Genomic DNA, 26,263 nt, shown 5'->3' on the forward strand with positions numbered 1-26,263 from the left:
AGCCCTATTAGCCTATAATCTGGCGTACGAAAGCTTCGATTTCTTTATCCTGGCAGTTTTCGAAGAAGCATTGCTGGAACCGCGGCCCGGAAACGGCGGTTTTTACCAGTTCCGGATCGATAGCTCGTAAGGTATCAAGATAATTTTCTTTCACCACCGCCGCTTTCACTTTATTCAGAATCCCAGCATTGCGAACCTGCGGCTCTTTACGTTCCGGCGGATAGCCCTCGCCATTACGGCCGGTGAAGGCCTTCTCGAAGATAAAGCGCACGTTAAGCTCCGCCCCCCAGCCAAAGCCTTTAGCAAAAGGCAGCGACAACGCGTTACCGTTGTTGATTTGGGCAAACAGGAAGGCATCCGCCGGGTCAATACAATAACCACAGACTACTCCGGGATGGATGTTCAACGACATCAGCGCCCCCTGCCCGGTTCCACAACCGGTCACCACAAAATCGACCGCTTTGGAATTCAGCAGGATGCTGGCCATGATACCCAGATGGATATAGGTGAGATGATGATCCTGTTCATCGCTCATTCCTACGTTGTAAACCGGGAAGCCTTTTTCATCGGCAACGGCATTAAGCTCGTTGAGAATGATAGCATTTTTGCTGGCCTGGCTGTTTTCCATCATCAGTGCGATTTTCATGCTGAACTCTCCTGAATACTGTCCGGGCGCTGCCCGATATGTGTTAGCGTTATCAGGACTCTACTACTTCATAAATGCTTTTTCAAACTTTATGAAAAGGTGTTTTATAAAAAGCATGACGCTTCACACTTCCAGCCTCACTCGGCCCGACCCTACCGTTCCATGTTCACACCACTTAATATTTGTAGTTTCTCTTTGCGCGATAATTTACGAAATAAATATCAAATTAAAACCATTCTCATTTATTATTATATTGCCAATGCGTTTTATTCCCATTTGCATTTTTACTAATTGATTTTTTTAATTTACTTTTTGCAAATAAATTACTAACAAATTATAGTGATGGCACAATATGATTTAATCTTTATTTCCGGAGTGGACGCCATGCTGAAAGCAGAAATGATCGAAAAACTTAATGAGCAAATGAATCTTGAGCTTTATTCTTCTTTGCTTTATCAGCAGATGAGCGCATGGTGCAGCTACCATAGCTTTGAAGGTGCAGCCGCCTTTCTCCGCCGCCACGCGCAGGAAGAAATGACGCACATGCAGCGCCTGTTCGACTATTTGACCGATACCGGCAGCCTGCCGCGCATTAATGCCATTAGTTCGCCGTTTGCCGAATATGCTTCGCTGGATGAACTGTTCCGCCAGACCTATGAACATGAACAGTTAATTACGCAAAAAATTAATGAACTGGCGCATGCGGCAATGACCAACCAGGATTACCCGACCTTTAATTTCCTGCAATGGTACGTAGCAGAACAGCATGAAGAAGAGAAATTATTCAAATCTGTTATTGATAAACTGACCCTTGCCGGTAAAAGCGGTGAAGGCTTGTACTTTATCGATAAAGAACTGGCAACCCTCGATACGCAAAACTAATTCCCACAGCGGCGGCCTCCCCGGCCGCCGCGCGCTCAATGACGGCAAATTTTACTCTCGCTGGTATTGAAACCCTCTTCAACTGCGATGAATTTTCCTTTCCGCTGCAAAAACGTCACCAGTTGCGCCGCGTCCAGATCCTGCGCCGAACAGGTGTGAAAGCGGGCATCTTCGCCAAATTGTCTCTTAATGGCCGCTTCGAGACTGGCAACGCTGTACGACTCGCCCGATGCGATCATCATCTGCAGTACTTCATGACCATGAATAGATGACATAACTCCTCCTGTAAAGCGTGCAGCATATATCAGCATGCGCCTGGCGGCTTTGCGCCAACGCAGCCTTTTCTGCCCCCATAAATGTAAAGATATAATTACACCACTTGTAACCATCATTTGACGAAATCACTCATTTCACATACTCTGCGCGACATAATTATTCGTTCATTCCTTCATAGATAGAGAAAAGCGTGAAGAACCGCACTCTGGGTAGTATTTTAATCGTTGCCGGTACCACCATTGGCGCCGGTATGTTGGCGATGCCGCTCGCTTCAGCGGGAGTCGGTTTTGGCGTCACCCTGGTATTACTGATCTCGCTGTGGGCGCTGATGTGCTACACCGCCCTGCTGCTGCTGGAGGTTTATCAACATGTCCCTGCGGATATGGGATTAGGCTCACTGGCGGCGCGCTATCTCGGCCGTTACGGTCAATGGATTACCGGTTTCTGTATGCTGTTTCTGATGTATGCGCTAACGGCGGCCTACATCAGCGGCGCTGGAGAGCTGCTGGCCTCCAGTCTTAATCAGTGGCTGAACTGGAGCCTACCGCCTTCTGCTGGCGTATTGCTCTTTACCGGCATTGGCGGCGCGGTGGTGTGCATCGGTACTTCTCTGGTCGATCTGTTTAACCGCTTTTTATTTAGCGCCAAAATTATCTTCCTCGCGGTGATGCTGGTGCTGCTGCTGCCCCATATTCACCAGATAAATCTTCTGACGCTGCCGCTACAGCAGGGCCTGGCGCTATCCGCTATTCCGGTGATTTTCACCTCGTTTGGTTTTCACGGTAGTATTCCCAGCATCGTTAGCTACCTGAATGGCGATATTCGCAAACTGCGCCGCGTGTTTATCATCGGTAGCTTTATTCCGCTGGTAGCCTACATCTTCTGGCAACTCGCCACGCTTGGCAGCATTGACTCTCCGGCCTTTACCGCCGTGCTGGCGAAGAACTCCGGCCTGAACGGCCTGCTGGCAGCGATCCGCGATGTTGTCGCCTCGCCGCATGTAGAGGTGGCGGTACATCTGTTTGCCGATTTCGCCCTGGCGACGTCTTTCCTCGGCGTCGCACTGGGTTTGTTTGATTACCTTGCTGATTTGTTCCAACGTAAAAATACGCCTGCCGGGCGTGTTCAGAGCGGCGTCATCACTTTCCTGCCGCCGCTGGCGTTCGCCCTGTTTTATCCGCAAGGTTTCGTGATGGCGCTGGGGTACGCCGGCGTGGCGCTCGCCGTACTGGCGCTGATGCTGCCATCATTGTTGGTAATGAAGAGCCGAAAACTGCACCCGCAGGCGACATGGCGTGTACCGGGCGGCTCGATTGCGCTATGGCTGGTATTGGGCTGTGGAGTGGCGATTGTGGCCATTCAATTCGGCATTGTGGCGGGATTACTCCCCGCGGTGGGATAACAAAAGGGGCCATTTGGCCCCTTTTTTATTTAGCTAAGCAACACTGCTTATACTTTTTGCCGCTGCCGCAGGGGCAAGGATCATTACGCCCCACCTTGGTCTCATTTCTTACCGGTTGCTGCACGGCCGTCGGCTGAGCATTTTCCATCCAGTAATTATATAAAGCCAGCGCAGCGGGCTTGATGCTATCAACGCTTTCGACAAATTCATCCGCGGTCAGCGTATCGAGCGCTTCGAAACGTTCTTCCGTTCCGTGCAGCGCAATGGCATCGAGCTGTGGCTGCAGTTCTGCAGGTAACGTCGACCAGTCGCACAGCGCAACGCCTCGCATATAGCCAAAGCACCACTCTTCAACGATGGTCAGCTCCTGGCCTTCAAACTCGCGGGTGCCGAACAGGGGGTCAAATTGCTCCGGATAGTCGGCCAGACGTTCGGCGATGTCGCTCATATGCTGCAGCGTCAGGTTGACGAAACGATCGCGTTCACGATCGTTAGCCCAGCGCGGCACGTTATCCGCTCCACCCCAGATAGCCAGCAGCCACTGCGCGGGTTCGATTTCGCTCGGCCCGGATAAGATAGCCGTCAACAGACCGTCAAGTTCGGAGACATCAAGGATGGCGCCCTCGGTGGCATATTTCGACAGGATCTCATCCAGCCACTCAAGTTCACTTTCGTTCAGGGGTCCGGTTTTCATTACAGGCTCATGATGGTAGAAAAATGGCGCTTACAGTAGCGAAAATGGGAGGAGAAAACCACCCGCTCTCGCTCACACAGGTGAATTTATTAACGCCGGCAGACCCGGCGGCGCATCAATTACATATCTTTAATGATATTAGCACGCATCACTTCGTATTCACTTGCGCTTATAACGCCCTCATCGAGCATTTTCTTAGCCTGTGCCAGGCGCTCTCTGACGTCATCCGCGGCAGAATTCTTACCCATCGTGTTACCGCCGCTGTTGCCATCGTTCTGTTCCTCACCAAAGCGATTACTGCCAATGGTGCCACGGGTGAAAATCATCCAAATCGACATCACCAACGCGGCCAGCCCACCCAGCGCGATCACCCATACCCATACTGCGGCTCTGCCCTCTTCGACAGTGGCGGCAATGCCAATCAGGCCAATTAGCATAATGCCGTACGGCGCCAGCAACCACCAGCCGGATTTGTTGAGATCGTGCAAACGACGCACCGCAACCGCGATCCCCGGAATGATAATAATTAACCCGAAGATACCGCCAACGACGGGGATCAATCCCAGGATCGCGGACAATATAAAGTTAGCAATGGTAAAAACCACATATTCCTGGCGCGCGGAGCGGCCGCGGAAAGTGGCGTATTTTCGAAAACAGTTCCCGTAGCTTTCAAGCAACGTGGCCATAAGATCCCTCATATATAATTATCATTGCCATTAAGGCGTCACATACCCAAAGGATATCAATACAGCGTTAACATTAACGTCAGTGATATATTACCTTAAATGGTTTGCAAATTTCCTGATAAAAATAGGTAAGGGAAACGCGGTAGATTTCAGCGTATTCATGACCGTTTTATAGCGCTCAAAGCCTAACTCGGCTGGTGGGAAGGATGTCAAAAAAGGACAATTCAGAAATGAAAAAACCACCCGGAGGTGGTTTCACGACACTGCTTATTGCTTTGATTATTCTACTTTATCCCAATGGTACCCGGAGTGGGACTTGAACCCACACAGCGCGAACGCCGAGGGATTTTAAATCCCTTGTGTCTACCGATTCCACCATCCGGGCTCGGGATATAAAGTGGAGGCGCGTTCCGGAGTCGAACCGGACTAGACGGATTTGCAATCCGCTACATAACCGCTTTGCTAACGCGCCTTTAATATCTAAACACCCGCTACTGCCGATGCTTTCAATTTGGAGCGGGAAACGAGACTCGAACTCGCGACCCCGACCTTGGCAAGGTCGTGCTCTACCAACTGAGCTATTCCCGCATCATCAAGTAGATTAGGTAATCACTTGATTTTGTTATCGTCTGGAAGACTGTGCCGCCGTTCGATGCGTTGCATTCTACTTATCTCACGCGGTGAGTCAACGGTATTTTTCGCAACTTCGTCTCGTTTGCTGAAATTTGCGTCGAAACGATCACTGTTCAAGCAAATCGCCGCGCGCAGCGTTCAAATATTGCAGCATTGACCACAGCGTCAACACCGCAGCAACCATGAACAGAACGATACCTGCCCACTCCACCCACATATTCGGCCGCCACAGCATCCAGACCAGCGCCGCCATCTGAGCTGTCGTTTTCACTTTACCAATCCATGATACGGCTACGCTGCTGCGTTTACCCAGCTCTGCCATCCACTCGCGCAGAGCAGAAATAATAATTTCACGCGCGATCATCGTCGCTGCCGGCAATGTCACCCACCAGGTGTGGTAGTGTTCGGCAACCAGCACCATGGCAATCGCCACCATTACTTTATCCGCGACTGGATCAAGGAAAGCGCCAAAACGCGTGCTTTGGTTCCAGCGACGCGCCAGATAGCCATCGAACCAGTCGGTAACGGCAGCCACAAAGAAAATTAACGCGCAAACGAAAGGTGCCCAGCTGAAAGGCAGATAAAACGCCAGCACGAAAAACGGTATCAGAATAACGCGAAACAGAGTGAGCAACGTCGGAATATTAAATTGCATGGTAACGGGTAACTATATGTTGTAAGTGTAAATTAGCCCTATGGTGCTACAGAGCCCCTAATGTTTCAACGAGTAGAAGATCTTTTCTGCCAGTCCGTGAGATATACCCGGTACTTGCGCAATTTCTTCTACACTGGCCTTCTGCAAACCCTGCAGACCGCCCATATACTTCAACAACATCTGTCGGCGTTTCGGGCCAACGCCTTCAATCGTCTCAAGAGTACTGGTACTTTTCACTTTCGCCCGTTTTTTACGGTGCCCTGAGATAGCATGATCGTGCGATTCATCGCGAATGTGCTGGATAACATGTAAAGCAGGAGAATCCGGCGGCAGACTAAAGCCCTCGCCTTCTGGTTCAAAGAATAAGGTCTCCAACCCGGCTTTACGATCGCTCCCCTTCGCCACCCCCAGTAGCAGAGGATGATTTTTATCCCACGGTACGTCCAGTTCGGCAAAAACGGCTTTGGCCTGGCCAAGCTGGCCTTTACCACCGTCGATCAGGATAACGTCAGGGATTTTGTTCTCTTCTATAGCTTTACCGTAGCGGCGGCGTAACACCTGATTCATTGCCGCGTAATCATCACCAGGGGTAATACCGGTAATATTGTAGCGGCGGTATTCTGCCCGCAGCGGACCATTGCTATCGAACACCACACAGGAAGCGACGGTTTGCTCCCCCATGGTGTGGCTGATATCAAAACACTCCATCCGCTTTACAGCTGGCAGTTTCAGCAACGTTGCCAACGCCTGCAAACGCTGGCTGACCGTTGATTGCTGTGAAAGCCTGGTGGTCAGCGCGACGGCGGCGTTGGTGCGCGCCAGTTTCAAATAGCGCGCGCGATCGCCGCGGGGTTTGGTCTGCACATTCACCCGACGACCGGCCAGTTCGGAAAGCGAATCGGCAAGCAGGGTTTTATCGCCCAGGTTGAAATCGAGTAAAATTTCCCCCGGTAAGGTTCGCATCTGGCTGCCCTGCAGGTAGAACTGCCCCACGAAGGTTTCCACGACCTCACCCAACTCGGTACCACCCGGAACTTTCGGGAAATAACTGCGGCTACCAAGCACCTTGCCCTGGCGAATAAACAGCACATGCACGCAGGCCATTCCGGCATCAAAAGCCACGCCGATAACATCCAGATCGTCGCCGGTATTGGAAACGAACTGTTTCTCAGTCACCCGGCGTACCGCCTGGATCTGATCGCGAATACGGGCGGCTTCTTCAAATTCCAGCGCCTGGCTGGCCTTTTCCATCCGGGAAATCAGTTGCGTCAATACCTGGTCGTCTTTGCCCGCGAGAAACAGCCTTACGTATTCTACCTGCTGCTCATACTCTTCTTCACTCACCAGCCCGGCGACGCACGGCCCTAAACAACGACCGATTTGATATTGCAGACAAGGACGCGAACGGTTGCGATAGACGCTGTTTTCACACTGGCGAATGGGGAAGATTTTTTGCAACAGCGCGAGCGTTTCGCGAACTGCATAACCGTTAGGGAACGGACCAAAATATTCGCCTTTGGCGTGTTTAGCACCGCGGTGCATCGCCAGTCGCGGATGGGTGTCGCCGCTGAGAAAAATAAAAGGATAAGATTTGTCGTCGCGCAGCAGCACGTTGTAACGTGGTTGATATAGCTTGATGTAGTTATGCTCAAGCAATAACGCTTCCGTTTCGGTATGGGTAACGGTTACGTCAATTTGCGCGATCAGCGCCACCAGAGCCTCGGTTTTACGCGAAGCCAGGTTGCTGCGAAAATAGCTGCTAAGCCGCTTTTTCAGGTCTTTAGCTTTACCAACATAAATGACGGTACCGCCGGCATCATACATACGATAAACGCCCGGTTGGCTGGTAACCGTCTTGAGGAAAGCTTTTGCGTCAAAAACATCACTCACTGACTTGCTAACGACTCCGCATTGCACAGGCCATGGCGAATTGCCAGGTGAGTTAGCTCCACGTCACCATGAATGTTTAGTTTACTGAACATTCGGTAACGATAGCTATTCACCGTCTTGGGACTCAGGTTTAACTGTTCTGAGATCTCATTGACCTTTTGGCCCTTGGTGATCATCAGCATAATCTGCAATTCGCGTTCAGACAAACTGGCAAACGGCGATTCCGTTTTTTCCGGTTCAATTTGACTGAGCGCCATCTGTTGGGCGATGTCGGAAGCGATGTAACGCTGACCCGAAGCAACGCAACGAATCGCATTGACCACTTCCTGCGGGGCTGCGCCTTTACTTAAGTAACCGGCGGCGCCAGCTTGCATGACCTTCGCAGGCAGCGGATTCTCAGTATGTACGGTCAACATGATCACTTTGGTATCGACAATAGCGCGCGCAATTTTACGCGTTGCTTCAAGCCCCCCGATACCCGGCATGTTCATATCCATCAGGACCACGTCCACAGGATTCGCACGGCACCACTTCACGGCATCCTCGCCGCAGCAGGCCTCACCGACAACTTTAATCCCTTTTATATCTTCCAGAATGCGTCGTATCCCTGCGCGCACTAGTTCGTGGTCATCAACAAGAAGTACGTTGATCAAAGGAATAATCTCCAGAATTAGGGATAACGCTACTGATAGTTTATCTCACATATATTACCGGGTTTTATCGTAACTTTAAAAGCCCAAAAAGTGTCCTGGAGAAGATTTCTCTCCCATTTATGGCAATTTGTCTCCACACCAGGTGGAAACCTATACAGAACATATAGTTGGATTATGTTTCTTTTTTAACATTCGCCCTACAGAAGGAGCAAAAAAAGCAACAGAACAGCCCGCAGATAAATACGTTTCGAAGGATGTAACAATAATTAACTTATCCCAAAAACCGCGGCAAAAATTAACGACGACCGTTAAGATGAACAGATATTATTCAGTAAATTTAACCGCTCAGCGCCCGAAGCCAGGAACATAAATCACACGCTCCTTTTTTTTCTACTGCTTGTGGTATACTGCGCCGCCTTAACATTTAGTATTGCGCAACAGCGCCGATAGCAAACGAGGATATCGATGAGCACACCAGATTTTTCCACTGCAGAAAATAATCAGCAACTGGCGCAGGAAGTCTCCTGCCTGAAAGCGCTACTGACGCTAATGCTTCAGGCTATGGGCCAGGCGGACGCAGGCCGCGTGATTATTAAAATGGAAAAACAAATCGCGCAGATGGAAGATGAGGCTCAGGCTGCCGTATTCTCCAGCACCGTTAAGCAAATTAAACAAGCTTACCGTCAGTAAGAAAGGACCGGCTGAAAGTTATCACTGACAGCCGGTTTCACGTCTGACACGCAGAACGAATGATTCGCTCAAATTAATCCTGTTGCGACGGCATAACAGGCGATTTGCGTTTTGTTGGGCGCGTTAAATTTGCGCTGCATATTCTTCTGATGAAAATTGACCGTATTTTCTGAAATAGACAATATCATCGCCACCTCGGCCGAAGTTTTCCCTTCCGCGGTCCATTTGAGAATCTCCAGCTCGCGCCGGCTAAACTTCATCTCCGGCGGCATTACCATCTCATCCTCCAGGCGCAGCAACGCCAGCAGGCTAAGTTCGGTGAGCGTTCTCAGGCGTAATTCTAATTCGTCCTCCTGATAAGGACCCGGTTGCGTATTTTTTGCAGAAACCGATAAGAATCCCAGCGCATGATTTGGTAAGGTAAGACACTGCGTCACACCTTTATTTAAACCATGATCGCGCGCGCCGTTCCATAATTCCGGCGTATCACAAAAGAGCTGGTCATTCCACGGTAAATGCCCACGAAGAAAATTTTCTCTGCGCAATACGGGATCAACAGCAAAATAATTCTCTGCCTGATAATGAGACATCCAGGCCTGAGGATAAGTTGATTGCAGCGTGAGTCTCGGGCGCGTAAAAGGCACCGGATGGCGCACACAGAGTGCGTAGTAGTCGTATTCCAGAGCCTCTGTTTGCTGCTGGAGCAGGTTATAAACCGAATCCCCATCATGAGTTGACTGGAATTGTTGCAGCATTTCCCGCCGCCAGCTGAAAAAATCAATGTCCCTCATAACCTACCAAATAACCCCTGATTGATAATCATTATTATAAATACATAAAACTAACACATAAATCTTATTTATATGTATAAAATAACGTAGCCATCGCATTATTCGATTTTCGATGACGATTATTTATCGAACTCAGGAGGAAAATATGCTCTCGCCGTCCTCGTCTATGCAGCTCTTTTCCCGGATGTGGCAAGACTTTAGCGCAAGCGCTGTCCCGCCAATCGATTTCCGCCGCCCAGGGGCTTTATCTTCTTGCTTTGCAGTCAGTGATTTTGCTGCCGCCTCTATGGGGATCGCCGCCGCTTACCTTGCCCGCTTATGTTCAACATCCGCCACGCCCATAGTGGATCGCCGGCTGGCGTCATATTGGTTTTCAGCCAGCGCCAAGCCGCATAATCGTCCAGCACAGCAGCTTTGGGATCCATTAGCGGGAGATTATCAAACCGAAGATGGATGGATCCGACTGCATACGAATGCCCCCTATCACAGACTCGCCGTGGCGCAGATTCTGGGACAACATGCGACGCGACAAACACTTGCTCAACAAGTTCGTCAATGGCGCTCGCATGCGCTGGAACAAGCGGTGGTGGAAAATGGCGGTTGCGCGGCGGCGATGCGCAGCGCGGAAGAGTGGCGAACACACCCGCAGGGCATCGCCGTCAGTCGGCAACCGCTGCTGATAGAAGCCGATTCACCGCCGGGGCCGTCGGTTGCCTGGTCCCTCCCCCCCTCACGTCCTTTGCTCGGTATCAAGGTACTGGATTTAACCCGGATTATTGCCGGCCCCGTCGCAACTCGTTTTCTCGCAGGGTTAGGCGCTGATGTATTACGTATTGATCCTGTCGACTGGCAAGAATCAACGCTCGAAGAAGAGATTACGCTGGGTAAGCGCTGCGCCCGATTGAATATAAAAACACAAACCGATAAGCAACGTTTAATCACGTTAATCTCGCAAGCCGACGTCATTGTTCACGGTTACCGCGCTGATGCGTTGGATGCGCTAGGTCTTGATTGTCATACCCGAGCCGCACTATCGCCGGGAATTGTTGATGTTTCACTAAATGCCTGGGGATGGGAGGGGCCATGGAGAAACCGACGCGGTTTCGACAGTCTGGTACAAATGGCCTGTGGTATCGCTCATGCCGGTCAACGCTGGCGCGACGCGGATAAACCCATCCCGCTTCCGGTACAGGCGTTAGACCACGCGACGGGCTATCTGATGGCTGCAGCAGTACTAAAAGGGATAGAGCAACGCATAGAGAGCGGCAAAGGTTATCATGCGCGGCTGTCATTGGCTCGCGTCGCCGCCAGCCTGATGGAGTGGCAAGGCGCACGACATGAGATGCCTTTCGCGCCGCTGCAACGTCGTGATTTTCAATCTGCGATGGAGTGGTCGACATTCGGTCTGGCTGAACGGCTAACATTCCCCATCCGCCTGGCAGGTACGCCAATTATCTGGTCACGACCGCCCTGCCGGTTAGGGTCGGCCGCGCCAGAATGGTAAAATTTACTGCATTAAAAATTTCTCAAGGAACTGACGAGTACGCGGCTGCTGCGGGTTAGCAAATAGCTCTCTGGCCTTACCTTGTTCGACGATACGTCCCTGATCCATGAATATGGCGCGGTCGGCGACATCACGAGCGAAACTCATCTCATGGGTAACAATAACCATAGTCCGCTTTTCCTGCGCCAGCTGGCGTATGGTGTTGAGTACTTCACCCACTAACTCAGGATCCAACGCAGAAGTCGGCTCGTCAAAAAGAATAACGTCCGGACGCATTGCTAACGCACGGGCAATTGCCACACGCTGCTGCTGACCGCCAGATAAACGACGCGGATAGCTATTCTCTTTTCCTGATAGTCCCACCTTTGCCAGTAGCTGACGCGCCAAAGAAATGGCCTCGTTCTTATCTTCGCCTTTTACGATAACCGGTCCTTCAATAATATTTTCCAGCACCGTACGGTGTGGAAATAGATTGAAGTTCTGGAACACAAAGCCAACATGCTGACGCAGACGTCGGATTAGCCCTTTTTGCTGGCTAATACTACGCGAAGTATCGATTGTCACATCGCCCACGCGAATGGTACCGCTTTCGGGGTGTTCAAGCAGATTAATGCTGCGCAACAGCGTGGTCTTACCGGATCCGCTCGGACCGATAATCGCCACCACCTCCCCTTCCTGAACCTCGAGATCGATACCGTGGAGCACGGTCTGCCCGTGGAATTTCTTCACCAGTTTTTTGACTTCAATCGCACTCATTTTGGATCACGCTCCTGGCGATTCAGCTGATTTTCAAAATAATTCTGCAACGTCGATAGCACAGTCGCCATCACCCAATAGATAAGCGAGGCGGCCAGATACATCGTAAAGACCTCCAGCGTACGCGAGGTAATTAACTGCGCCTGACGGAACAGTTCCGGTACCTGAATCGTCGCCGCCAGCGAAGTATCTTTGACAAGGCTAATAAAGCTGTTAGAGAGCGGCGGCAGCGCCACGCGGGCAGCCTGCGGTAAAATAGCCCGCCGCAAAGTCTGCCACGGCGTCATGCCAATACTCGCTGCCGCTTCCCACTGCCCTTTATCTATAGAGGCAATTGCCGCTCGCAGCGTTTCCGCCGCATAGGCCGCGGTATTCAACGACAGGCCAATCATCGCCGCCGGGATCGGGTCCAGCTCAATGCCAAACTGCGGTAAGCCGTAATAGATCATAAACAGTTGGGCAATCAGCGGGGTTCCGCGGAAAATAGAGATATACATCCGCGCCAGCCATCTGACCGGCCAGATTGACGACATGCGCATCAATGCGAGGATAAAGCCCAGCAGCAGGCCGAAGAACATGCCGCCGATGCTCAGCTGTAACGTAAAAACCGCGCCCTTTAACAGATAAGGCGCGGAGTCAATGACCAGTTGGATACTTTCTTGCATTCTGTTTTTCTACATTAGACGTGCGGATGATAAGCAAACAGCGCTGGCGCGCCGCCAGTATGGATAAACAGAATCGGCCCCTCATCCTTAAAGCGATTCTGATTAATGCCGTCAATCAGCCCGGCCATGGCCTTTCCGGTGTAAACCGGATCCAGCAGGATACCTTCCAGTTGTGCCAGCAGTTTGACCGCTTCCATGCCTTCTTCATTGGGCGTACCGTAGCCTGGCGCGAAATAATCATCCCACAAAGTAATTTCCGCTTTGGCCTGCAGTTCAAGGCTGTTAGCAACGGCCTGCTGCAGCGCAACCACTTTAGGTAACTGGTCGGCAACGCTGCGTGATACGGTCACCCCAATTAATTCCGCGTTCGGCATCAGCTGTTCCAGGCCTACCGCCAGCCCGGCGTGGGTGCCTGCGCTACCGGAGGCGACCACTACCGACGAGATTTCCACCGCCCCTTCGCATTGCTGGGCGATTTCGAGGGCACTTTCGACATAACCCAGCGCGCCAAGGGCGTTTGAACCGCCGACCGGAATGACATAAGGACGGTATCCCTGCGCTTCAATCCGGGTTGCCAGCTCTTCAAGCTGCGCATTAGGATCGGTCAACGCATCACACATTTCGACTTGGGTATTGAACAAATCCAGCAACAGGCGGTTACCGTTGGTCAGATAATTTTCAGCACGAGTGCCTATCGGATTTTCCAACAGCGCGACGCAGTGCAGGCCCAGTTTCGCGGCGACGGCCGCCGTCTGACGCACATGGTTAGACTGTATGGCTCCTGCGGTAATCAGCGTATCAGCGCCTTCGCGTAGCGCATCAGCGGCGAGAAACTCCAGCTTGCGCAGTTTATTACCGCCCATCGCCATAGGAGTCACATCATCACGTTTAATAAAAATATCCCGCCCGAGATGATCGGACAGGCGCGGTAGATATTCCAGTGGCGTCGGCGCGCCAATAAATTCCAGGCGCGGGAAACGCGTTAAATTTTGTAGTGACATGGCACCTCCAGACTCAGTTATCCTTATTATGCACGCAGTTGCGCGCTAAATAAAAAAAGGCGCCATTATCAGCGCCTTTTTTCATCTGCAGACGTTACTTAGTGACGTCTGCACCAAACCATTTTTCTGAAAGCGCCTTCAGGCTGCCATCTTTCTGCATATCTGCGATGGCCGTGTCCACCGCTTTCAGCAGATCTTCATTACCTTTACGCAGCGCCACGCCGGATTCCTGACGGGAGAATGCTTCACCGGTTACAGCCAGGGTATTGTTGGTTTTCTTCACCAAATCCAACGCTGCCAGGCGGTCGACCAAAATAGCGTCAATACGGCCTACGCGCAGGTCCTGGTATTTTGTCGGGTCATCATCATAGGTACGAATATCAACGCCCTGTACATTCTGGCGCAGCCACTCTTCATAATTGGTGCCCAGGCCAACGCCGACTTTTTTGCCTTTCAGGTCCGCCGCGGTTTTAATTACGCCTTCGTTACCCTTCTTCACCAGCGCCTGAATACCAGAAATAGTATACGGGGTGGAGAAGTCGTATTTTTTCTTACGCTGGTCGGAAATAGTGACCTGGTTAATCACCACATCAATACGTTTAGAATCAAGAGAAGCCAGCATACCGTCCCATTTGGTGGGTTTGAGGTCTGCTTTCACACCGATGTGTTTCGCCAGTTCATTGGCAAACTCAACTTCAAAACCGGTCAATTTTCCATCATCGCCTTGATAACTAAACGGCGGGTATGTGCCTTCCAGGCCAACGCGCAGCGTGCCGCGCTCTTTGACCTGATTAAGCAGATTTTCAGCGGCAAAGGTTTTCACGCTTACACCAGCCATCAATGCTACGGCCATTGCGCCCATCAGCGCCTGGCGACCCAGAAGTGCTAATTTCATAGATACCCCGAATATGATGAGATTTTCCTGTAGTGTAAGGCGTTTAGCAGCAGCCTACCAACATCTATCCGCTACATCTTATGCCAATTTATTATATATGCAGCCATTTAGGGTATAGCGAAAAAGCAACGAAATTATTCATATTTGCCAGTTATCTCCCATACTGCAAAGGTCAGCTTGATGACGCCAGGAGCATGGAAGATGAAAAATCCCACGTTGTTGCAATGTTTTCACTGGTATTACCCGGAAGGTGGCGAGCTATGGCGGGAAGTAGAAGCCCTTGCGCCAAATCTCAATGAAATCGGCATTAATATGATTTGGTTGCCGCCAGCCTATAAGGGCGCTTCCGGCGGTTATTCGGTTGGCTACGATAGTTACGATCTTTTCGACCTTGGTGAATTCGATCAGAAAGGATCGGTTGCCACCAAATATGGCGATAAGGCTCAGTTGTTAGCGGCGATACATGCGCTTAAAGAGCATCAAATTGCCGTCCTACTTGATGTCGTCGTAAACCATAAGATGGGTGCCGATGAGAAAGAGCGCATTCGCGTACAACGCGTTGATGAACAGGATCGAACAAAAATTGCGGAAGAGATCATCGAATGTGAAGCCTGGACTCGCTATACCTTCCCGGCCCGTGGTGGACAATATTCACAATTCATCTGGGACTATAAATGTTTTAGCGGCATCGACCATATTGAAAATCCCGATGAAGATGGTGTATTCAAAGTGGTTAATGACTACACCGGCGACGGCTGGAACGATCAGGTCGACGATGAAATGGGCAACTTCGACTATCTCATGGGCGAAAACATCGATTTCCGGAACCATGCCGTCACCGAGGAGATAAAATACTGGGCCCGCTGGGTCATTGAACAAACTGGCTGCGATGGTTTTCGCCTTGATGCCGTCAAGCATATTCCGGCATGGTTTTATAAAGAGTGGATTGAGCACGTACAGAGCTCCAGCGAAAAACCACTCTTTATTGTTGCCGAATACTGGTCGCACGAAGTGGATAAACTACAGCAGTATATCGACCTTGTTGACGGTAATACCCTGCTGTTCGATGCGCCGCTGCAGATGAAATTCCACGAAGCCTCACGTCAGGGGCGCGATTACGACATGAGTCAAATATTCACCGGCACGCTGGTTGAAGCCGATCCCTTCCATGCGGTTACGTTGGTCACGAATCATGACACCCAACCGCTTCAGGCGCTGGAAGCGCCGGTCGAAGCCTGGTTTAAGCCGCTAGCCTATGCGCTGATTTTACTGCGTGAAAACGGGGTTCCCTCGGTATTTTACGCCGATCTGTTCGGCGCAAGTTATGAAGATACCGGCGGAGATGGCCAGACTTACGCCATCGAAATGCCGGTTATCGAGCAACTTCATGAACTCATCGACGCACGTCAGCGTTTTGCTCACGGCGTACAAACTCTGTGGTTCGATCATCCTAACTGTATTGCCTTCAGCCGCAGCGGTACCGATGAACATCCTGGCTGCGTAGTGGTGCTATCTAACGGCGATGACGGCGAGAAAACGCTCCCGCTTGGCGAAAATTACGCCAATAAACGCTGGACGGATTTTCTTAATAATCGCCAGGAGATAATTGAAACCGATGACGAGGGCAATGCCGTATTTACCTGTAATGCCGGCAGCGTCAGCGTGTGGGTCATTGAAGAGGTACTGTAAAGCAAACGGGCCGGCTTTCGCCGGCCCGTCAAAATAGATTACTGTGCGGTTTTACTCGCCGCCTGATTCTTTTTCCAGGCCTGTTCGCACTCCGGCGTTAAGCGTTCGACGCGGGTCAACGTCATTCGATCGTATTCCAGCGTGTTTCCATTACGTTCAATAGGATAAATATCAAGGCTGCTGGTCACATTATAAACCTGATCGTCGCGGTTCATTAATTTTCCCGGTTCAGCAATCACCCGTTGCCACTGACGGCAATCGAGGGTATCCCCGTCTTTGGTGACGATCAACGTCGCTATCGCCTCAGGGCTAACCATCGCGCTTTGCGGGCCCTTCGATTGCCAGAACCCTTCCAATCCTGCAGGCGCTGGCGCTTTAACCACTGCCTGATAGGAATCAACCTGTGCGCATCCGGACAAAGCAAGCAACGCGCCAGCCATAACAATCTTTTTCATCATCCATCCCACAAACCGATAAAAAAGTATTGTGGCATTAAAGCGTTAAGGCCGCCACCCCTACGCGATACCCAGGTTGCTTAGGCTCGCCGCTAATCTCAGCATTTACGCTTATCGATTATTATTAGCCGTATTAAACATGAATGAAAAATACATTTTTTGAATAAAATACAGACAGCACCAATTTAATTGGCGGTCGCCCCATAAGGATAATCCGAAAATAAATTGAAATCGTGGCGACGCCATGGCCCAGCGCCGGGCATTATTACTGTCAGGAACTGTTTATTCTTTTTTCATGGCTTTACTTTAAGAATATTCCTGGCAAATTATGAGTATTATTAGCGAATAGTTTAGTCTGGCTAATGCTTTCCGCATAAAGTCAGGCGTTATAAAAATGGACTTCATCACACGGCCAGGCGCCAGATGAATTATCGTTACGTGTTGATTGAGGATGGGTCATGTCAACGATTATCATGGATTTGTGCAGCTATACCCGGCTAGGTTTAACCGGATATCTGGCAAGCCGGGGAATAAAGAAGCGCGATATCATTGAGGTGCGTAGCGCACTTAGTTTGAAGGAGCGCTGCGAATCACTGCGTCCGGCGGTTGTGTTTCTCAACGAGGACTGTTTTATACATCACGATGAGAGCAATCAACTTATCCGCGACATCATTACCACCAACCCTGATACCTTATTTGTTATTTTTATGTCTTTGGCAAACATCCATTTTGACCACTACTTACTTGTGCGCAAGAATCTACTTATCAGTTCAAAATCGCTAACACCGAAAGACCTTGATAACATTCTGGGTAATTGTCTGCAAACCGATACCGCCAATCATCTAAACCAGTTACGCACCCGCATTCCTACTTTATCGCTCAGTCAGGCAGAATCGAATATGCTGCAGATGTGGATGGCCGGACACGCGACCTCACATATTTCAAGACAGATGAATATCAAAGCAAAAACCGTGTCGTCACATAAAGGTAATATTAAGAAAAAAATCCAGACGCATAATAAACAGGTGATTTACCATATTGTTCGGTTGGCTGAAAACATTACTTCCGGGATTTACGTCAATATGCGCTGATAGCAAACTGGCGGCGATACCCGCCAGTTTCTGCCTGTGGACCTACTCAGCTTTCTCAACAAAAATGCCGTCCGGGTGCCCCACTTCGTTGAAAAACCAGATCCCAAGCGGATAGTCTTCAAGCGCAACAAGATACATGGTTCCTTCACTAAACGACTCAATTGCCAGTACTACCCCCGAACGACGTGGGCCACCGTCGGTCTTTACCGTGACACGATCGTTTACCTGCATAACTCGCCTCCTCTCGTTTTGAGCCAGTGTAGAACAAAACCCGTCATCACGCAGCGTTCAGCCAGCGTGACTGCCGTTTTTATAGACCGTCTATACTTAAAGAGGCCCTATCAGAGCCGAGCGAGGTAGTGATGATGAAATCCGCTAAAGACCGCGGTGTGACGAATACAGACGGGATTGACGTTAATGTCGATGCCCTACTGGCGGCGATCAATGAGATAAGCGAAAGCGAAGTGCATCGTAGCGAAGATGATCCGCACCATGTCAGTATCGATGGTCGTAACGAACACACCTGGCGCGAGCTGGCTGAAGCTTTTGAGCTTGATATTCATGACTTTAGCGTTACTGAAGCCAATCGCTAAGCATAGGTGAAAAAAATCCCGACTCGCAGGAGTCGGGATCAAACTTGCTAATGCAAGAAGCACTTGAAAATTCGTTACACCGGGAAATCCGATGCATGGAAGACATTATCCTCAATTATTTTGCATGACAAGAAGTATTGATGATGAGAATTATTGAGAAATGCGGCTTATATGTACAACCAATTTAATAGCCCAGGCGTGACAAGGCCTCCCCCTTATCGTTCTGTTACGAACGGTGCGGCGAAGCGGTGCATTTTTTAAGAATTTTCCTATACCGAAGAACATCAACGCCGTAGACAAGGTGAGCGTTCTCACCTTACCAAAGTCTATCCGACCGAACATACCCGGTTGCGTCCATTCTGCTTTGCCAGATACAAACGATGATCGGCAATCGACTGCAGCTCCTCAAAGTTAAACTCATCTGATGTCTCACTACTACTGACCCCCAATGAGGCGCTGATCCGTAAACTAACGCTGTTGTGCAGCAATATCTCCCGGCTATGGATACGCAGACGAATACGCTCAGCAATCGCGCGCGCTTGCGACAGTTGCGTATTGGGTAAAACGATACAGAACTCTTCCCCGCCAACGCGTCCGGCAATATCCTCCTCGCGAATCTGCCCCATAATGGTGCTTCCCACCAGGGTCAGAACACGGTCCCCGGCCTGGTGTCCGTGTTTATCATTAATACCTTTAAAATAATCCAGATCCAGCTGAATGACGGATATGGGTTGATTATTCCGCCAGCAGCTTCGTGCCGCCGCAATCGCTCGCTCAAACAGGGCACCGCGATTTAACAGCCGTGTTAATGCATCATGCCAGGCCTGCCATTCAAGCGACGCCTGCAACACGCTCATATTGATGACCATGCGGCGGATAACCAGCCAGGACACGATCAGCATGAGGGTAAACATTAACCACATCAGGGTCAGGGCGATGGAAATGGTCCCGAAATCACCACGCACCCCCTCCTTAAGGGTATGAATATGCAAAAGTACGCCGTCAAAGTTACGGATCTTTTCCCAACTGATATAGCGAGTTAACTGGCGTATGCCGCCATGGTTATCATTGGCCAACGCATAGCGAAGTTTTTCTTGTTCCGTGGGCGAGAGCGGCGTCAGCACATCATCCGGCGCCGAAGAGGCCAGCAAATTGAGCTGCTTGTCATACAGCTGATACTCGCCCATTTGCCCTCCTTTTACCGCACTGACGAGAAAACTCTGCAGGTCGCGGATGGAAAAATCCATCGCCAGCACGCCCAGCCAGTAGTGCTCATAGTCCAGGGGAATCGAGGCCGTAACCACCTGCGGTTGCGTATATCCGTCTTCCTGTTGAGTGGTTTGCCAAAGGATCCCTCGCCCCGGATTATCACGCTGGGTTTGCCGCATAAACCATGCTGAACCCGTATCTCGCGAAAACTGCGCCAGCACCTGGCTGGAGCTGCGCGGAGCATCGGTGGTGGTGTAGAAACCGCTACGAGAAACGTAGGACATGCGCTCGCTGAAGATTCGGTTATTGTTGGTCAATCGCAGAAGATAGCCAAGCTCAAGGGTAGCCATCAATTCATTGCTGGCCTGCGGATTGTTACGCGACAACAGGTCATCAGCGTCGACAAAAGAATCGGAGACTCCGTATACCGTCAGAGTACGCCGGTTGTTTAGCTCGACTGACCAGATGGGATCGTGCCGTTTACTGATGTACTCCTGCTCGGCCCGGCGCAGAATGGCGAAATCCAGCGGATTCTCCAGCGCCGATTGCATACTGTTGCGAAAAAAGAGCAGCCGGTTGAGATTAAATTGCAACAGCCCATCCATTTCATGGGCCACGTTCTCAAGATTATTACGTTGGTTGGCGACGTACGCTTCTTCCAGTACCCGGATCTCTCGCCAGATGAGTAACGTTGAAAAGAACAGCACCACGATGAAACAGATATTGACCACACGCCCCGGATTGAAGAGGCGACGGAACTTTTTTAGCCACAGCGGCTTATCCATTATTCACTCGCAGTACGGTCAAAGAAACCAACAACATCAACGCTCCTTGTCCGAACGTAATCAATATTAAAAGCGCCCGCACCAGCGGGCGCTGCACATCTAATTATGCTGCGAACGTTGCCCTTCGCCGCGGACCAACTCATCTTCACGGAAGGCTTCACGCTGTACGACGTGACCGTCATACCACCGGCACTCGACCATGTCGCCGGCAATGCCGGTGACGACCATTCGCGGCCCGCCGCTTTTCCGTCTGACTTCATCACTGACCAACAAGACCATTTTTGCCTCCGGTATCAGGAAGAAACAGTTTCACCTTAGACGACGCCGGCCCATCTTGCGTAACCGACGCAGGGATTTATTTCGCGTTACCGCGTAATGCGGCTATAGCTTTAACAACGCCAAAAACGATAGCGCCAATAATAAATCCTAGCACCAGATTAGCGACCACAGGCAATGTGGATGCCAACATTCCACTCAGTCCATGGGCAAGATTTTCGATGAAATGATGCAGCGGCGCTACGCCGTGAACCGCAATACCGCCGCCAACCAAAAACATCGCCAGGGTACCGACGAAAGTCAGAATTTTCATCAACCGCGGCGCGATGGCCAGGAGGGCTTTTCCTACCCCCTGCGCCAGTACGCTTTTTTTCTCTACCAGCCAATAGCCCATGTCATCCAGCTTGACAATGACGCCTACCAGACCGTAAACCCCAACGGTCACAAGAATGGCGATACCGGATAAAATCAGGATCTGATTAAGCAAGGGCGCATCAGCTACAATACCCAAGGTTATCGCGACGATTTCAGCTGATAAGATAAAATCGGTACGGATCGCCCCTTTTACTTTATCGCGTTCAAAGGCCAGCGGGTCCTGGGCGGCGAGCGTTTCCAGGCGCTGCTGGCGCAGTTTCGGGTCTTCCTTATTCTTGCGCGCATGCAGGTTATGCAGCACTTTTTCAAAGCCTTCAAAGCAGAGAAAAGCGCCGCCCAGCATCAATAGCGGCGTAATAGCCCAGGGAATAAATGCGCTGATAAGTAACGCCAGCGGCACCAGAATCACTTTATTCAGAAACGAGCCTTTTGCTACCCCCCACACCACCGGGAGCTCGCGGTTAGCCCTTACGCCAGTAGCCTGCTGCGCGTTGAGAGAAAGATCATCGCCCAGTACGCCCGCCGTTTTCTTAGCCGCTAGTTTTCCCATGACGGAGATATCATCCAGCAGCGTGGCAATATCGTCCAATAAGGTTAAAAGACTACTTCCCGCCAAAATGTGCTTCCTTCAATTTCTGTTTATGAAACATAGAGTATGAGGCAAAAGCGCCCTCTCGCCCAGAGATGTCATTAGTCAACAAAAATATAACAAAAAAATCACATTGAAAGCGCTCGCCAGCACGTTAGTTTTCACGTTAACTATATGTTCCCTTTCTATCTCTTTTCGTCGCGAGGAAGTATGTCTACCCGTCAGCTGTTACCCCTTATCGGCGCGCTGTTTGCGCTGTATATCATTTGGGGGTCAACCTATTTTGCTATCGCTATTGGCGTCGCCAGCTGGCCGCCGTTGATGATGGCCGGGATCCGCTTTCTCTCTGCCGGCGGCGTGTTGCTTATCTATTTACTGGCCACCGGTCATAAACTCCCGGCCCGGCGACCGCTACTTAATGCGGCGCTGATAGGCATCCTGTTGCTTGCCGTCGGCAATGGCTTCGTTACTCTTGCAGAACATCAGCATGTACCATCAGGTATCGCCGCGGTGATGGTCGCCACCGTCCCGCTATTTACGCTCTGCTTCAGCCGTTTTTTTGGCATTGTCACGCGCAAGCTGGAATGGTTCGGTATCGCGATTGGCCTGGCGGGAATTGTGATGCTCAATAGCGGCGGCAATCTCAGCGGCAACCCCTGGGGAGCATTGCTGATTCTGATTGGTTCCCTGAGCTGGGCGTTTGGCTCGGTTTACGGCTCGCGTATTGAATTACCAACCGGGATGATGGCTGGCGCGATTGAAATGCTGGCGGCAGGGATTGTGCTTTCCGCGGCATCATGGTTCTCAGGGGAGAAGCTCACTCAAATGCCGTCCTGGTCCGGTATTTTGGCCGTTGCTTATCTGGCCATTTTTGGCTCGCTTATCGCCATTAACGCCTATATGTATCTGATACGTAACGTGACGCCGGCGGTTGCTACCAGCTATGCCTATGTCAACCCGGTGGTCGCCGTGCTATTGGGGACCGGGTTTGGCGGTGAAAGCCTCTCCATGATCGAGTGGCTGGCGCTGGCGGTGATTATTTTCGCCGTCGTATTAGTGACGCTAGGTAAATATCTCTTCCCTGCCCGCTCAACCGTTACTCCTTGTCAATCGGATCGATAAAACCGATGCCCTGAGTGTCGATCTGCGCGCAATTTCCACCGCCGCAGATCCACTCCTCCAGACGATCGCGTAAGGCCTCATCGCTTAATTTCTGCCGCCCGCGGAGCGCGCACTCCCAGACAATAAGCACCCGCCAGCCTTGTTCTATCAACATCGCCAGGTCGCGGCGATCGCGCCGCACGTTAGCGCCAATCTTTTTCAGCCAGAAATCGGTACGGGTCGCCGGTACTTTGAACAGATAACAGTGATGATGGTGCCAAAAGCAGCCATGGGTAAAGATAACGCAGCGGTAGTCAGGCAGCAGAAAATCAGGCCGCCCGGGTAGCGATGCTTCCTGAACGCGAAAAGTGAATCCAGCCTGCGTTAGCAGCGCCGCCAACCGCTTCTCAATTGCCGTATCGCGGGTTGCGATAGCGCGCATATTTTTACTACGAGTGGCCTTATCGTGAACGTCCGCCATCGCTGTCTCCGGCAACGCGCAGTTTTACCGCTTCGGCAATCCGCGGCGCCAGCAGTTTTGCTACCGCGGCAAACACCGGGACTACCACCGAATTACCGAATTGGCGATAGGCCTGAGTATCGGAAACAGGAATACGAAAACGGTGTTCTCCCGGTGCTTCGAAGCCCATCAATCTTGCGCACTCGCGCGGTGTTAAACGCCGCGGGCGGCGTAGTTGATTTTGTGGATCGTCAAAATGCTTTTCGCCCAATGGTTTATCCCAACCGCGATCGACCAGGATCTCAGCGCCATCTTTGTAGTAGCGCGCAGATAGCGTTCGCGCGACGCTGCCTGGATTGGTCGGGTCGACCAGACCGTAACCGAAACCGTTGCCACGCGCCTGATGTTTACGCGCGTAACGATAGAGATACTTCCACAGAACCGGCGTCAGAATGAATTTAGCATCGACGGTGGGATCCAATAACTCGCCGAAGGTTGGCCGCTGCGGCGGATACAAACTGGTGATATCGCGCAGCGTAAATCCTTCATGCAATTGTAAATCGCGACGAAAACCCACCAGCACAATACGCTCACGGTGCTGGGGTAAGAAATGACGCCCATCGATAACCTTGGGGTCATCGGCGCCTACATGATTGGCATCCGCCACCTCATAACCAAGCTCATCCAGCGTCTGCATGATAATGCGAAAGGTTCTGCCTTTATCGTGGCTCTTCAGATTCTTGACGTTTTCCAGCACGAAGATCGGCGGACGACGGGCGGCAATAATTCTGACAACATCAAAAAAAAGTGTTCCCTGAGTTTCACAGGCAAAACCATGGGCGCGCCCCATGGCATTCTTCTTTGATACCCCGGCCAGGGAAAAGGGCTGGCAGGGGAAGCCCGCGAGCAGTACATCATGTTGCGGGATCGCCTCGCGGATAGACTTCGCCGCCTCTTCATCACTGATATCGGTGCGCTGGCTGAGGGTAATTTCTCGGATATCGGCGTTAAAGCTGTGCTGCAGCGGATCGCAATACCAGTTAGCTTTATAGGTACGTACAGCGTGTTTATTCCACTCGCTGGTAAATACGCACTGCCCGCCAATAGCTTCAAAGCCGTGGCGAATACCGCCAATGCCGGCGAAGAGATCGATAAAACGAAACGTATAGTCTGGATGATGGCGCGGCGGAGACGGTAACAGGCTCGCCAGAGAAGCGCACTCCGCGTTCGTTAACCTGCTTGCCGCATGACTCACCGTCGCCACCCGTTTGAGTATCGCCGGGCTCCAGTGCTGATCGCCAACCGCTAGCAGCTGCGCGACCAGGGTTTTGACATCATAGATCGTCATCAGCTGGCGCAATAACGCCTGCGCGTGTTCCCCTGACGGCTCAGACAGGAGATTTTCTTTGGATAATTTTTGCGGCATAACCTCAACCAGCACGGACAATTTTTGCAGAGAGTACCACAAATAGTCGCAACGGATTTAAACCGCAGGCGCAAAGCGGCGCAAAACCGCTTCATCCAATGACAACGGGTCGCCACGCAGTTCGGCGCCCAGCTTGGCCATAAATTGCACCAGAAATTGGGCATTATGCACCGCCAGCGCTCTCCCCTGCTCCGTTTGCATGGTCTCAGGCAGGCGTAGCAATTTACACTGAAAATGGTCGAGGGCAAATTTCTTGTCATCAAGATCGCGCTGGTCAGCAAAGGGATCGTCAGCATCAAACAAGATAGTGTTTAGCGCGCCGGAAACGGCAAAAACACGAGCCAGACCAATCGCCCCCAGCGCTTCCAGTCGGTCCGCATCCTGGACAATTTTCGCCTCTACGCTTTGCGGTAATATAGCCGCACTAAAGCTATGCGCTTCAATAGCATGCATAACTGCAGGATAACGGTCGGCGGGAAAGTCGGGGAAAGCGCTTTGCAGGATAGACCGCGTTTTCTCTGCCGCCATCCGCGAAGAGTTATGACGCTGAGGATGGTTTTTAGCCAGGCTGACAATATCGTGAAAGTAGCAGGCCGTCAGGATAACCAACTCGTCAGCGCCGCTATCGCCGACCAGCTGCTGCGCGGTACTCCAGACGCGGCGAAAGTGCGAAATGTCATGAGCCGCATCCTCCTGCGCATGATGCGTATTTAACCAGTTTTCAAATCGTTGTTGCCATTCAGCTAATAACATGAGCGTTTCCTGATGCCTGGACTAGCCTCGAGCATAGCAACTTTAATCGCGCTGTTCATGTACCTGAATAGGGGGACGCGTATACCAGGCTATCGCCCCAAGGATTGCCCCCACTCCTCCCAGCACCAAAAAACCCAGCAGCGCGCCAATCCATTTGCCCGCCGTTGACCCCAATTCGCCATCAATGCTGACGCCGGGGACGCTTTGAATGCGCCCCACTATCCACCAGTACCGTACCATCGCCCACACAAAGTAACCGCAAAAGGCGTAAAAAGCCCATAACGCCAGCTTTCCACCGGGGCCCCGTTTCGCTTTAGCGTCCATTAAATCCTTCTCCCTATATCAACCACAGCGCATCATCGCCAACCACACATCTGTGACGTACATCACATTATACAATTATCGTGCTTATCTGGAAGCATGAGTATGGTGCCGGGCGTGTTTTGCCATCCACGAATGTTGGTTAGGGTCAGCACCTTTATATACTACGGATATCGCCATGCTTTTAAATAAGACGATTTGATGAAATCCAACGATATTCATTATCAAACAAATTATTTAATAATATAACTTATCACATTATAAGCGATGATATTGTTATGTCATTTACAGCGTAGATAACATTATTGCCGGGAATTAAAAACCGACTGACATTAAAAATCAAAATAAAACATCGATAAACCACGGGAATATACATTACCCAAAGAATAGAAAATACATATATTGAATATAAAATAAATAT

The 26,263-nt window shown here is 51.0% G+C and carries 29 protein-coding genes and 3 tRNA genes; 8 read left to right on the plus strand and 24 right to left on the minus strand.

What is annotated here, in order from left to right:
* Positions 1 to 7 precede the first annotated feature (7 nt).
* Positions 8 to 646, minus strand: a complete 639-nt coding sequence (locus tag PGR79_RS03880) for an RpiB/LacA/LacB family sugar-phosphate isomerase (RefSeq protein ID WP_113373558.1) — start codon at positions 644 to 646, stop codon at positions 8 to 10.
* 384 nt (positions 647 to 1,030) lie between these two features.
* Here PGR79_RS03880 and ftnA point away from each other — a divergent pair, with 384 nt between their 5' ends.
* On the plus strand, positions 1,031 to 1,528 hold the full coding sequence (gene ftnA / locus PGR79_RS03885) for a non-heme ferritin (protein WP_015365960.1): 498 nt from the start codon (positions 1,031 to 1,033) through the stop codon (positions 1,526 to 1,528).
* A gap of 35 nt (positions 1,529 to 1,563) precedes the next feature.
* Here ftnA and PGR79_RS03890 read toward each other — a convergent pair whose 3' ends face one another.
* Positions 1,564 to 1,803, minus strand: coding sequence for a YecH family metal-binding protein (locus PGR79_RS03890; RefSeq protein ID WP_047037243.1), 240 nt, complete (start codon positions 1,801 to 1,803; stop codon positions 1,564 to 1,566).
* A gap of 191 nt (positions 1,804 to 1,994) precedes the next feature.
* Here PGR79_RS03890 and tyrP point away from each other — a divergent pair, with 191 nt between their 5' ends.
* The gene (gene tyrP, locus PGR79_RS03895) at positions 1,995 to 3,206 is read left to right on the plus strand and encodes a tyrosine transporter TyrP (RefSeq protein ID WP_113373557.1); all 1,212 of its coding nucleotides are present in this window, start codon (positions 1,995 to 1,997) and stop codon (positions 3,204 to 3,206) included.
* A 25-nt stretch (positions 3,207 to 3,231) separates the two neighbouring features.
* Here tyrP and PGR79_RS03900 read toward each other — a convergent pair whose 3' ends face one another.
* The 8 genes from PGR79_RS03900 to uvrY all read right to left on the minus strand — a co-directional run bounded on the left by PGR79_RS03900 (position 3,232) and on the right by uvrY (position 8,417).
* A complete protein-coding gene (locus tag PGR79_RS03900; protein ID WP_015705973.1) occupies positions 3,232 to 3,900 on the minus strand; it encodes a YecA family protein in 669 nt (222 codons plus the stop codon).
* A 119-nt stretch (positions 3,901 to 4,019) separates the two neighbouring features.
* The gene (locus tag PGR79_RS03905; RefSeq protein WP_113373556.1) at positions 4,020 to 4,586 is read right to left on the minus strand and encodes a DUF805 domain-containing protein; all 567 of its coding nucleotides are present in this window, start codon (positions 4,584 to 4,586) and stop codon (positions 4,020 to 4,022) included.
* Positions 4,587 to 4,884: 298 nt separating this feature from the next.
* Positions 4,885 to 4,971 (minus strand) — tRNA-Leu (locus tag PGR79_RS03910).
* Positions 4,972 to 4,984: 13 nt separating this feature from the next.
* Positions 4,985 to 5,058: transfer RNA gene (locus tag PGR79_RS03915), tRNA-Cys, on the minus strand.
* A 40-nt stretch (positions 5,059 to 5,098) separates the two neighbouring features.
* A tRNA-Gly gene (locus PGR79_RS03920) sits at positions 5,099 to 5,174 on the minus strand.
* 151 nt (positions 5,175 to 5,325) lie between these two features.
* Positions 5,326 to 5,874: a CDP-diacylglycerol--glycerol-3-phosphate 3-phosphatidyltransferase gene (pgsA, locus tag PGR79_RS03925; RefSeq protein ID WP_045390257.1), complete on the minus strand. Its 549-nt coding sequence runs from the start codon at positions 5,872 to 5,874 to the stop codon at positions 5,326 to 5,328.
* Between the two features lie 57 nt (positions 5,875 to 5,931).
* Complete coding sequence (gene uvrC, locus PGR79_RS03930) at positions 5,932 to 7,764, minus strand: excinuclease ABC subunit UvrC (RefSeq protein ID WP_087860522.1); 1,833 nt, start codon at positions 7,762 to 7,764, stop codon at positions 5,932 to 5,934.
* Positions 7,761 to 8,417, minus strand: a complete 657-nt coding sequence (gene uvrY, locus PGR79_RS03935; protein WP_087860521.1) for a UvrY/SirA/GacA family response regulator transcription factor — start codon at positions 8,415 to 8,417, stop codon at positions 7,761 to 7,763. Before uvrY ends, uvrC begins: the two co-directional genes overlap by 4 nt.
* Positions 8,418 to 8,882: 465 nt before the next feature.
* On the opposite strand from uvrY, the gene PGR79_RS03940 reads away from it, so the two are divergent.
* Complete coding sequence (locus PGR79_RS03940; RefSeq protein ID WP_015365908.1) at positions 8,883 to 9,107, plus strand: DUF2594 family protein; 225 nt, start codon at positions 8,883 to 8,885, stop codon at positions 9,105 to 9,107.
* A 68-nt stretch (positions 9,108 to 9,175) separates the two neighbouring features.
* Here PGR79_RS03940 and sdiA read toward each other — a convergent pair whose 3' ends face one another.
* The gene (gene sdiA / locus PGR79_RS03945) at positions 9,176 to 9,898 is read right to left on the minus strand and encodes a transcriptional regulator SdiA (protein WP_087860520.1); all 723 of its coding nucleotides are present in this window, start codon (positions 9,896 to 9,898) and stop codon (positions 9,176 to 9,178) included.
* Between the two features lie 145 nt (positions 9,899 to 10,043).
* Here sdiA and PGR79_RS03950 point away from each other — a divergent pair, with 145 nt between their 5' ends.
* Positions 10,044 to 11,402 (plus strand): CoA transferase, encoded by a 1,359-nt coding sequence (locus tag PGR79_RS03950; RefSeq protein ID WP_113373555.1) that lies wholly within the window; start codon positions 10,044 to 10,046, stop codon positions 11,400 to 11,402.
* A gap of 3 nt (positions 11,403 to 11,405) precedes the next feature.
* Here the strand turns inward: PGR79_RS03950 and tcyN are convergent, their stop codons facing one another.
* The 4 genes from tcyN to tcyJ all read right to left on the minus strand — a co-directional run bounded on the left by tcyN (position 11,406) and on the right by tcyJ (position 14,719).
* Positions 11,406 to 12,158, minus strand: coding sequence for an L-cystine ABC transporter ATP-binding protein TcyN (tcyN, locus tag PGR79_RS03955; protein ID WP_113373554.1), 753 nt, complete (start codon positions 12,156 to 12,158; stop codon positions 11,406 to 11,408).
* Positions 12,155 to 12,823 carry a cystine ABC transporter permease gene (gene tcyL, locus PGR79_RS03960; RefSeq protein WP_015705981.1) on the minus strand — a complete coding sequence of 223 codons (669 nt, stop codon included), beginning with the start codon at positions 12,821 to 12,823 and terminating at the stop codon, positions 12,155 to 12,157. The genes tcyN and tcyL overlap by 4 nt, the downstream gene beginning before the upstream one ends.
* 14 nt (positions 12,824 to 12,837) lie before the next feature.
* Positions 12,838 to 13,824: a D-cysteine desulfhydrase gene (gene dcyD / locus PGR79_RS03965; RefSeq protein WP_087860518.1), complete on the minus strand. Its 987-nt coding sequence runs from the start codon at positions 13,822 to 13,824 to the stop codon at positions 12,838 to 12,840.
* A 94-nt stretch (positions 13,825 to 13,918) separates the two neighbouring features.
* The gene (tcyJ, locus tag PGR79_RS03970) at positions 13,919 to 14,719 is read right to left on the minus strand and encodes a cystine ABC transporter substrate-binding protein (RefSeq protein WP_045376245.1); all 801 of its coding nucleotides are present in this window, start codon (positions 14,717 to 14,719) and stop codon (positions 13,919 to 13,921) included.
* 201 nt (positions 14,720 to 14,920) lie between these two features.
* On the opposite strand from tcyJ, the gene amyA reads away from it, so the two are divergent.
* Positions 14,921 to 16,408 (plus strand): alpha-amylase, encoded by a 1,488-nt coding sequence (amyA, locus tag PGR79_RS03975; protein WP_087860517.1) that lies wholly within the window; start codon positions 14,921 to 14,923, stop codon positions 16,406 to 16,408.
* Between the two features lie 38 nt (positions 16,409 to 16,446).
* On the opposite strand, the gene yedD is transcribed toward amyA, so the two are convergent.
* Positions 16,447 to 16,866, minus strand: coding sequence for a lipoprotein YedD (yedD, locus tag PGR79_RS03980; protein ID WP_162750162.1), 420 nt, complete (start codon positions 16,864 to 16,866; stop codon positions 16,447 to 16,449).
* A gap of 455 nt (positions 16,867 to 17,321) precedes the next feature.
* Between yedD and rcsA the strand changes: the two genes are divergently transcribed.
* On the plus strand, positions 17,322 to 17,954 hold the full coding sequence (rcsA, locus tag PGR79_RS03985; protein WP_087860515.1) for a transcriptional regulator RcsA: 633 nt from the start codon (positions 17,322 to 17,324) through the stop codon (positions 17,952 to 17,954).
* A 42-nt stretch (positions 17,955 to 17,996) separates the two neighbouring features.
* On the opposite strand, the gene dsrB is transcribed toward rcsA, so the two are convergent.
* Positions 17,997 to 18,185, minus strand: coding sequence for a protein DsrB (gene dsrB, locus PGR79_RS03990; protein WP_015365898.1), 189 nt, complete (start codon positions 18,183 to 18,185; stop codon positions 17,997 to 17,999).
* Positions 18,186 to 18,319: 134 nt separating this feature from the next.
* Between dsrB and yodD the strand changes: the two genes are divergently transcribed.
* On the plus strand, positions 18,320 to 18,547 hold the full coding sequence (yodD, locus tag PGR79_RS03995; protein ID WP_045390235.1) for a YodD family peroxide/acid resistance protein: 228 nt from the start codon (positions 18,320 to 18,322) through the stop codon (positions 18,545 to 18,547).
* A gap of 326 nt (positions 18,548 to 18,873) precedes the next feature.
* On the opposite strand, the gene dgcQ is transcribed toward yodD, so the two are convergent.
* From dgcQ to PGR79_RS04010, 3 genes are all read right to left on the minus strand, one after another.
* Complete coding sequence (dgcQ, locus tag PGR79_RS04000; RefSeq protein ID WP_430921092.1) at positions 18,874 to 20,541, minus strand: cellulose biosynthesis regulator diguanylate cyclase DgcQ; 1,668 nt, start codon at positions 20,539 to 20,541, stop codon at positions 18,874 to 18,876.
* Between the two features lie 99 nt (positions 20,542 to 20,640).
* Positions 20,641 to 20,820, minus strand: coding sequence for a YodC family protein (locus tag PGR79_RS04005; RefSeq protein ID WP_045390229.1), 180 nt, complete (start codon positions 20,818 to 20,820; stop codon positions 20,641 to 20,643).
* A gap of 76 nt (positions 20,821 to 20,896) precedes the next feature.
* A complete protein-coding gene (locus PGR79_RS04010; RefSeq protein ID WP_430921094.1) occupies positions 20,897 to 21,808 on the minus strand; it encodes a DUF808 domain-containing protein in 912 nt (303 codons plus the stop codon).
* Between the two features lie 183 nt (positions 21,809 to 21,991).
* Between PGR79_RS04010 and yedA the strand changes: the two genes are divergently transcribed.
* On the plus strand, positions 21,992 to 22,903 hold the full coding sequence (yedA, locus tag PGR79_RS04015) for a drug/metabolite exporter YedA (RefSeq protein WP_113373549.1): 912 nt from the start codon (positions 21,992 to 21,994) through the stop codon (positions 22,901 to 22,903).
* On the opposite strand, the gene PGR79_RS04020 is transcribed toward yedA, so the two are convergent.
* Genes PGR79_RS04020 through drpB form a run of 4 tightly spaced genes read right to left on the minus strand, consistent with a single transcriptional unit; the run spans position 22,878 to position 25,845 of the window.
* Complete coding sequence (locus PGR79_RS04020; RefSeq protein ID WP_087860510.1) at positions 22,878 to 23,363, minus strand: very short patch repair endonuclease; 486 nt, start codon at positions 23,361 to 23,363, stop codon at positions 22,878 to 22,880. The genes yedA and PGR79_RS04020 overlap by 26 nt on opposite strands.
* The gene (locus tag PGR79_RS04025; RefSeq protein WP_430921096.1) at positions 23,344 to 24,768 is read right to left on the minus strand and encodes a DNA cytosine methyltransferase; all 1,425 of its coding nucleotides are present in this window, start codon (positions 24,766 to 24,768) and stop codon (positions 23,344 to 23,346) included. Before PGR79_RS04025 ends, PGR79_RS04020 begins: the two co-directional genes overlap by 20 nt.
* Before the next feature lie 57 nt (positions 24,769 to 24,825).
* Positions 24,826 to 25,521 (minus strand): phosphohydrolase, encoded by a 696-nt coding sequence (locus PGR79_RS04030; protein ID WP_087860508.1) that lies wholly within the window; start codon positions 25,519 to 25,521, stop codon positions 24,826 to 24,828.
* Positions 25,522 to 25,563: 42 nt separating this feature from the next.
* On the minus strand, positions 25,564 to 25,845 hold the full coding sequence (gene drpB, locus PGR79_RS04035) for a cell division protein DrpB (RefSeq protein WP_213316858.1): 282 nt from the start codon (positions 25,843 to 25,845) through the stop codon (positions 25,564 to 25,566).
* Positions 25,846 to 26,263 lie beyond the last annotated feature (418 nt).

This window comes from Klebsiella sp. 141161 (assembly GCF_050600815.1).
GTDB classification, from domain to species: Bacteria; Pseudomonadota; Gammaproteobacteria; order Enterobacterales; family Enterobacteriaceae; genus Klebsiella; species Klebsiella aerogenes.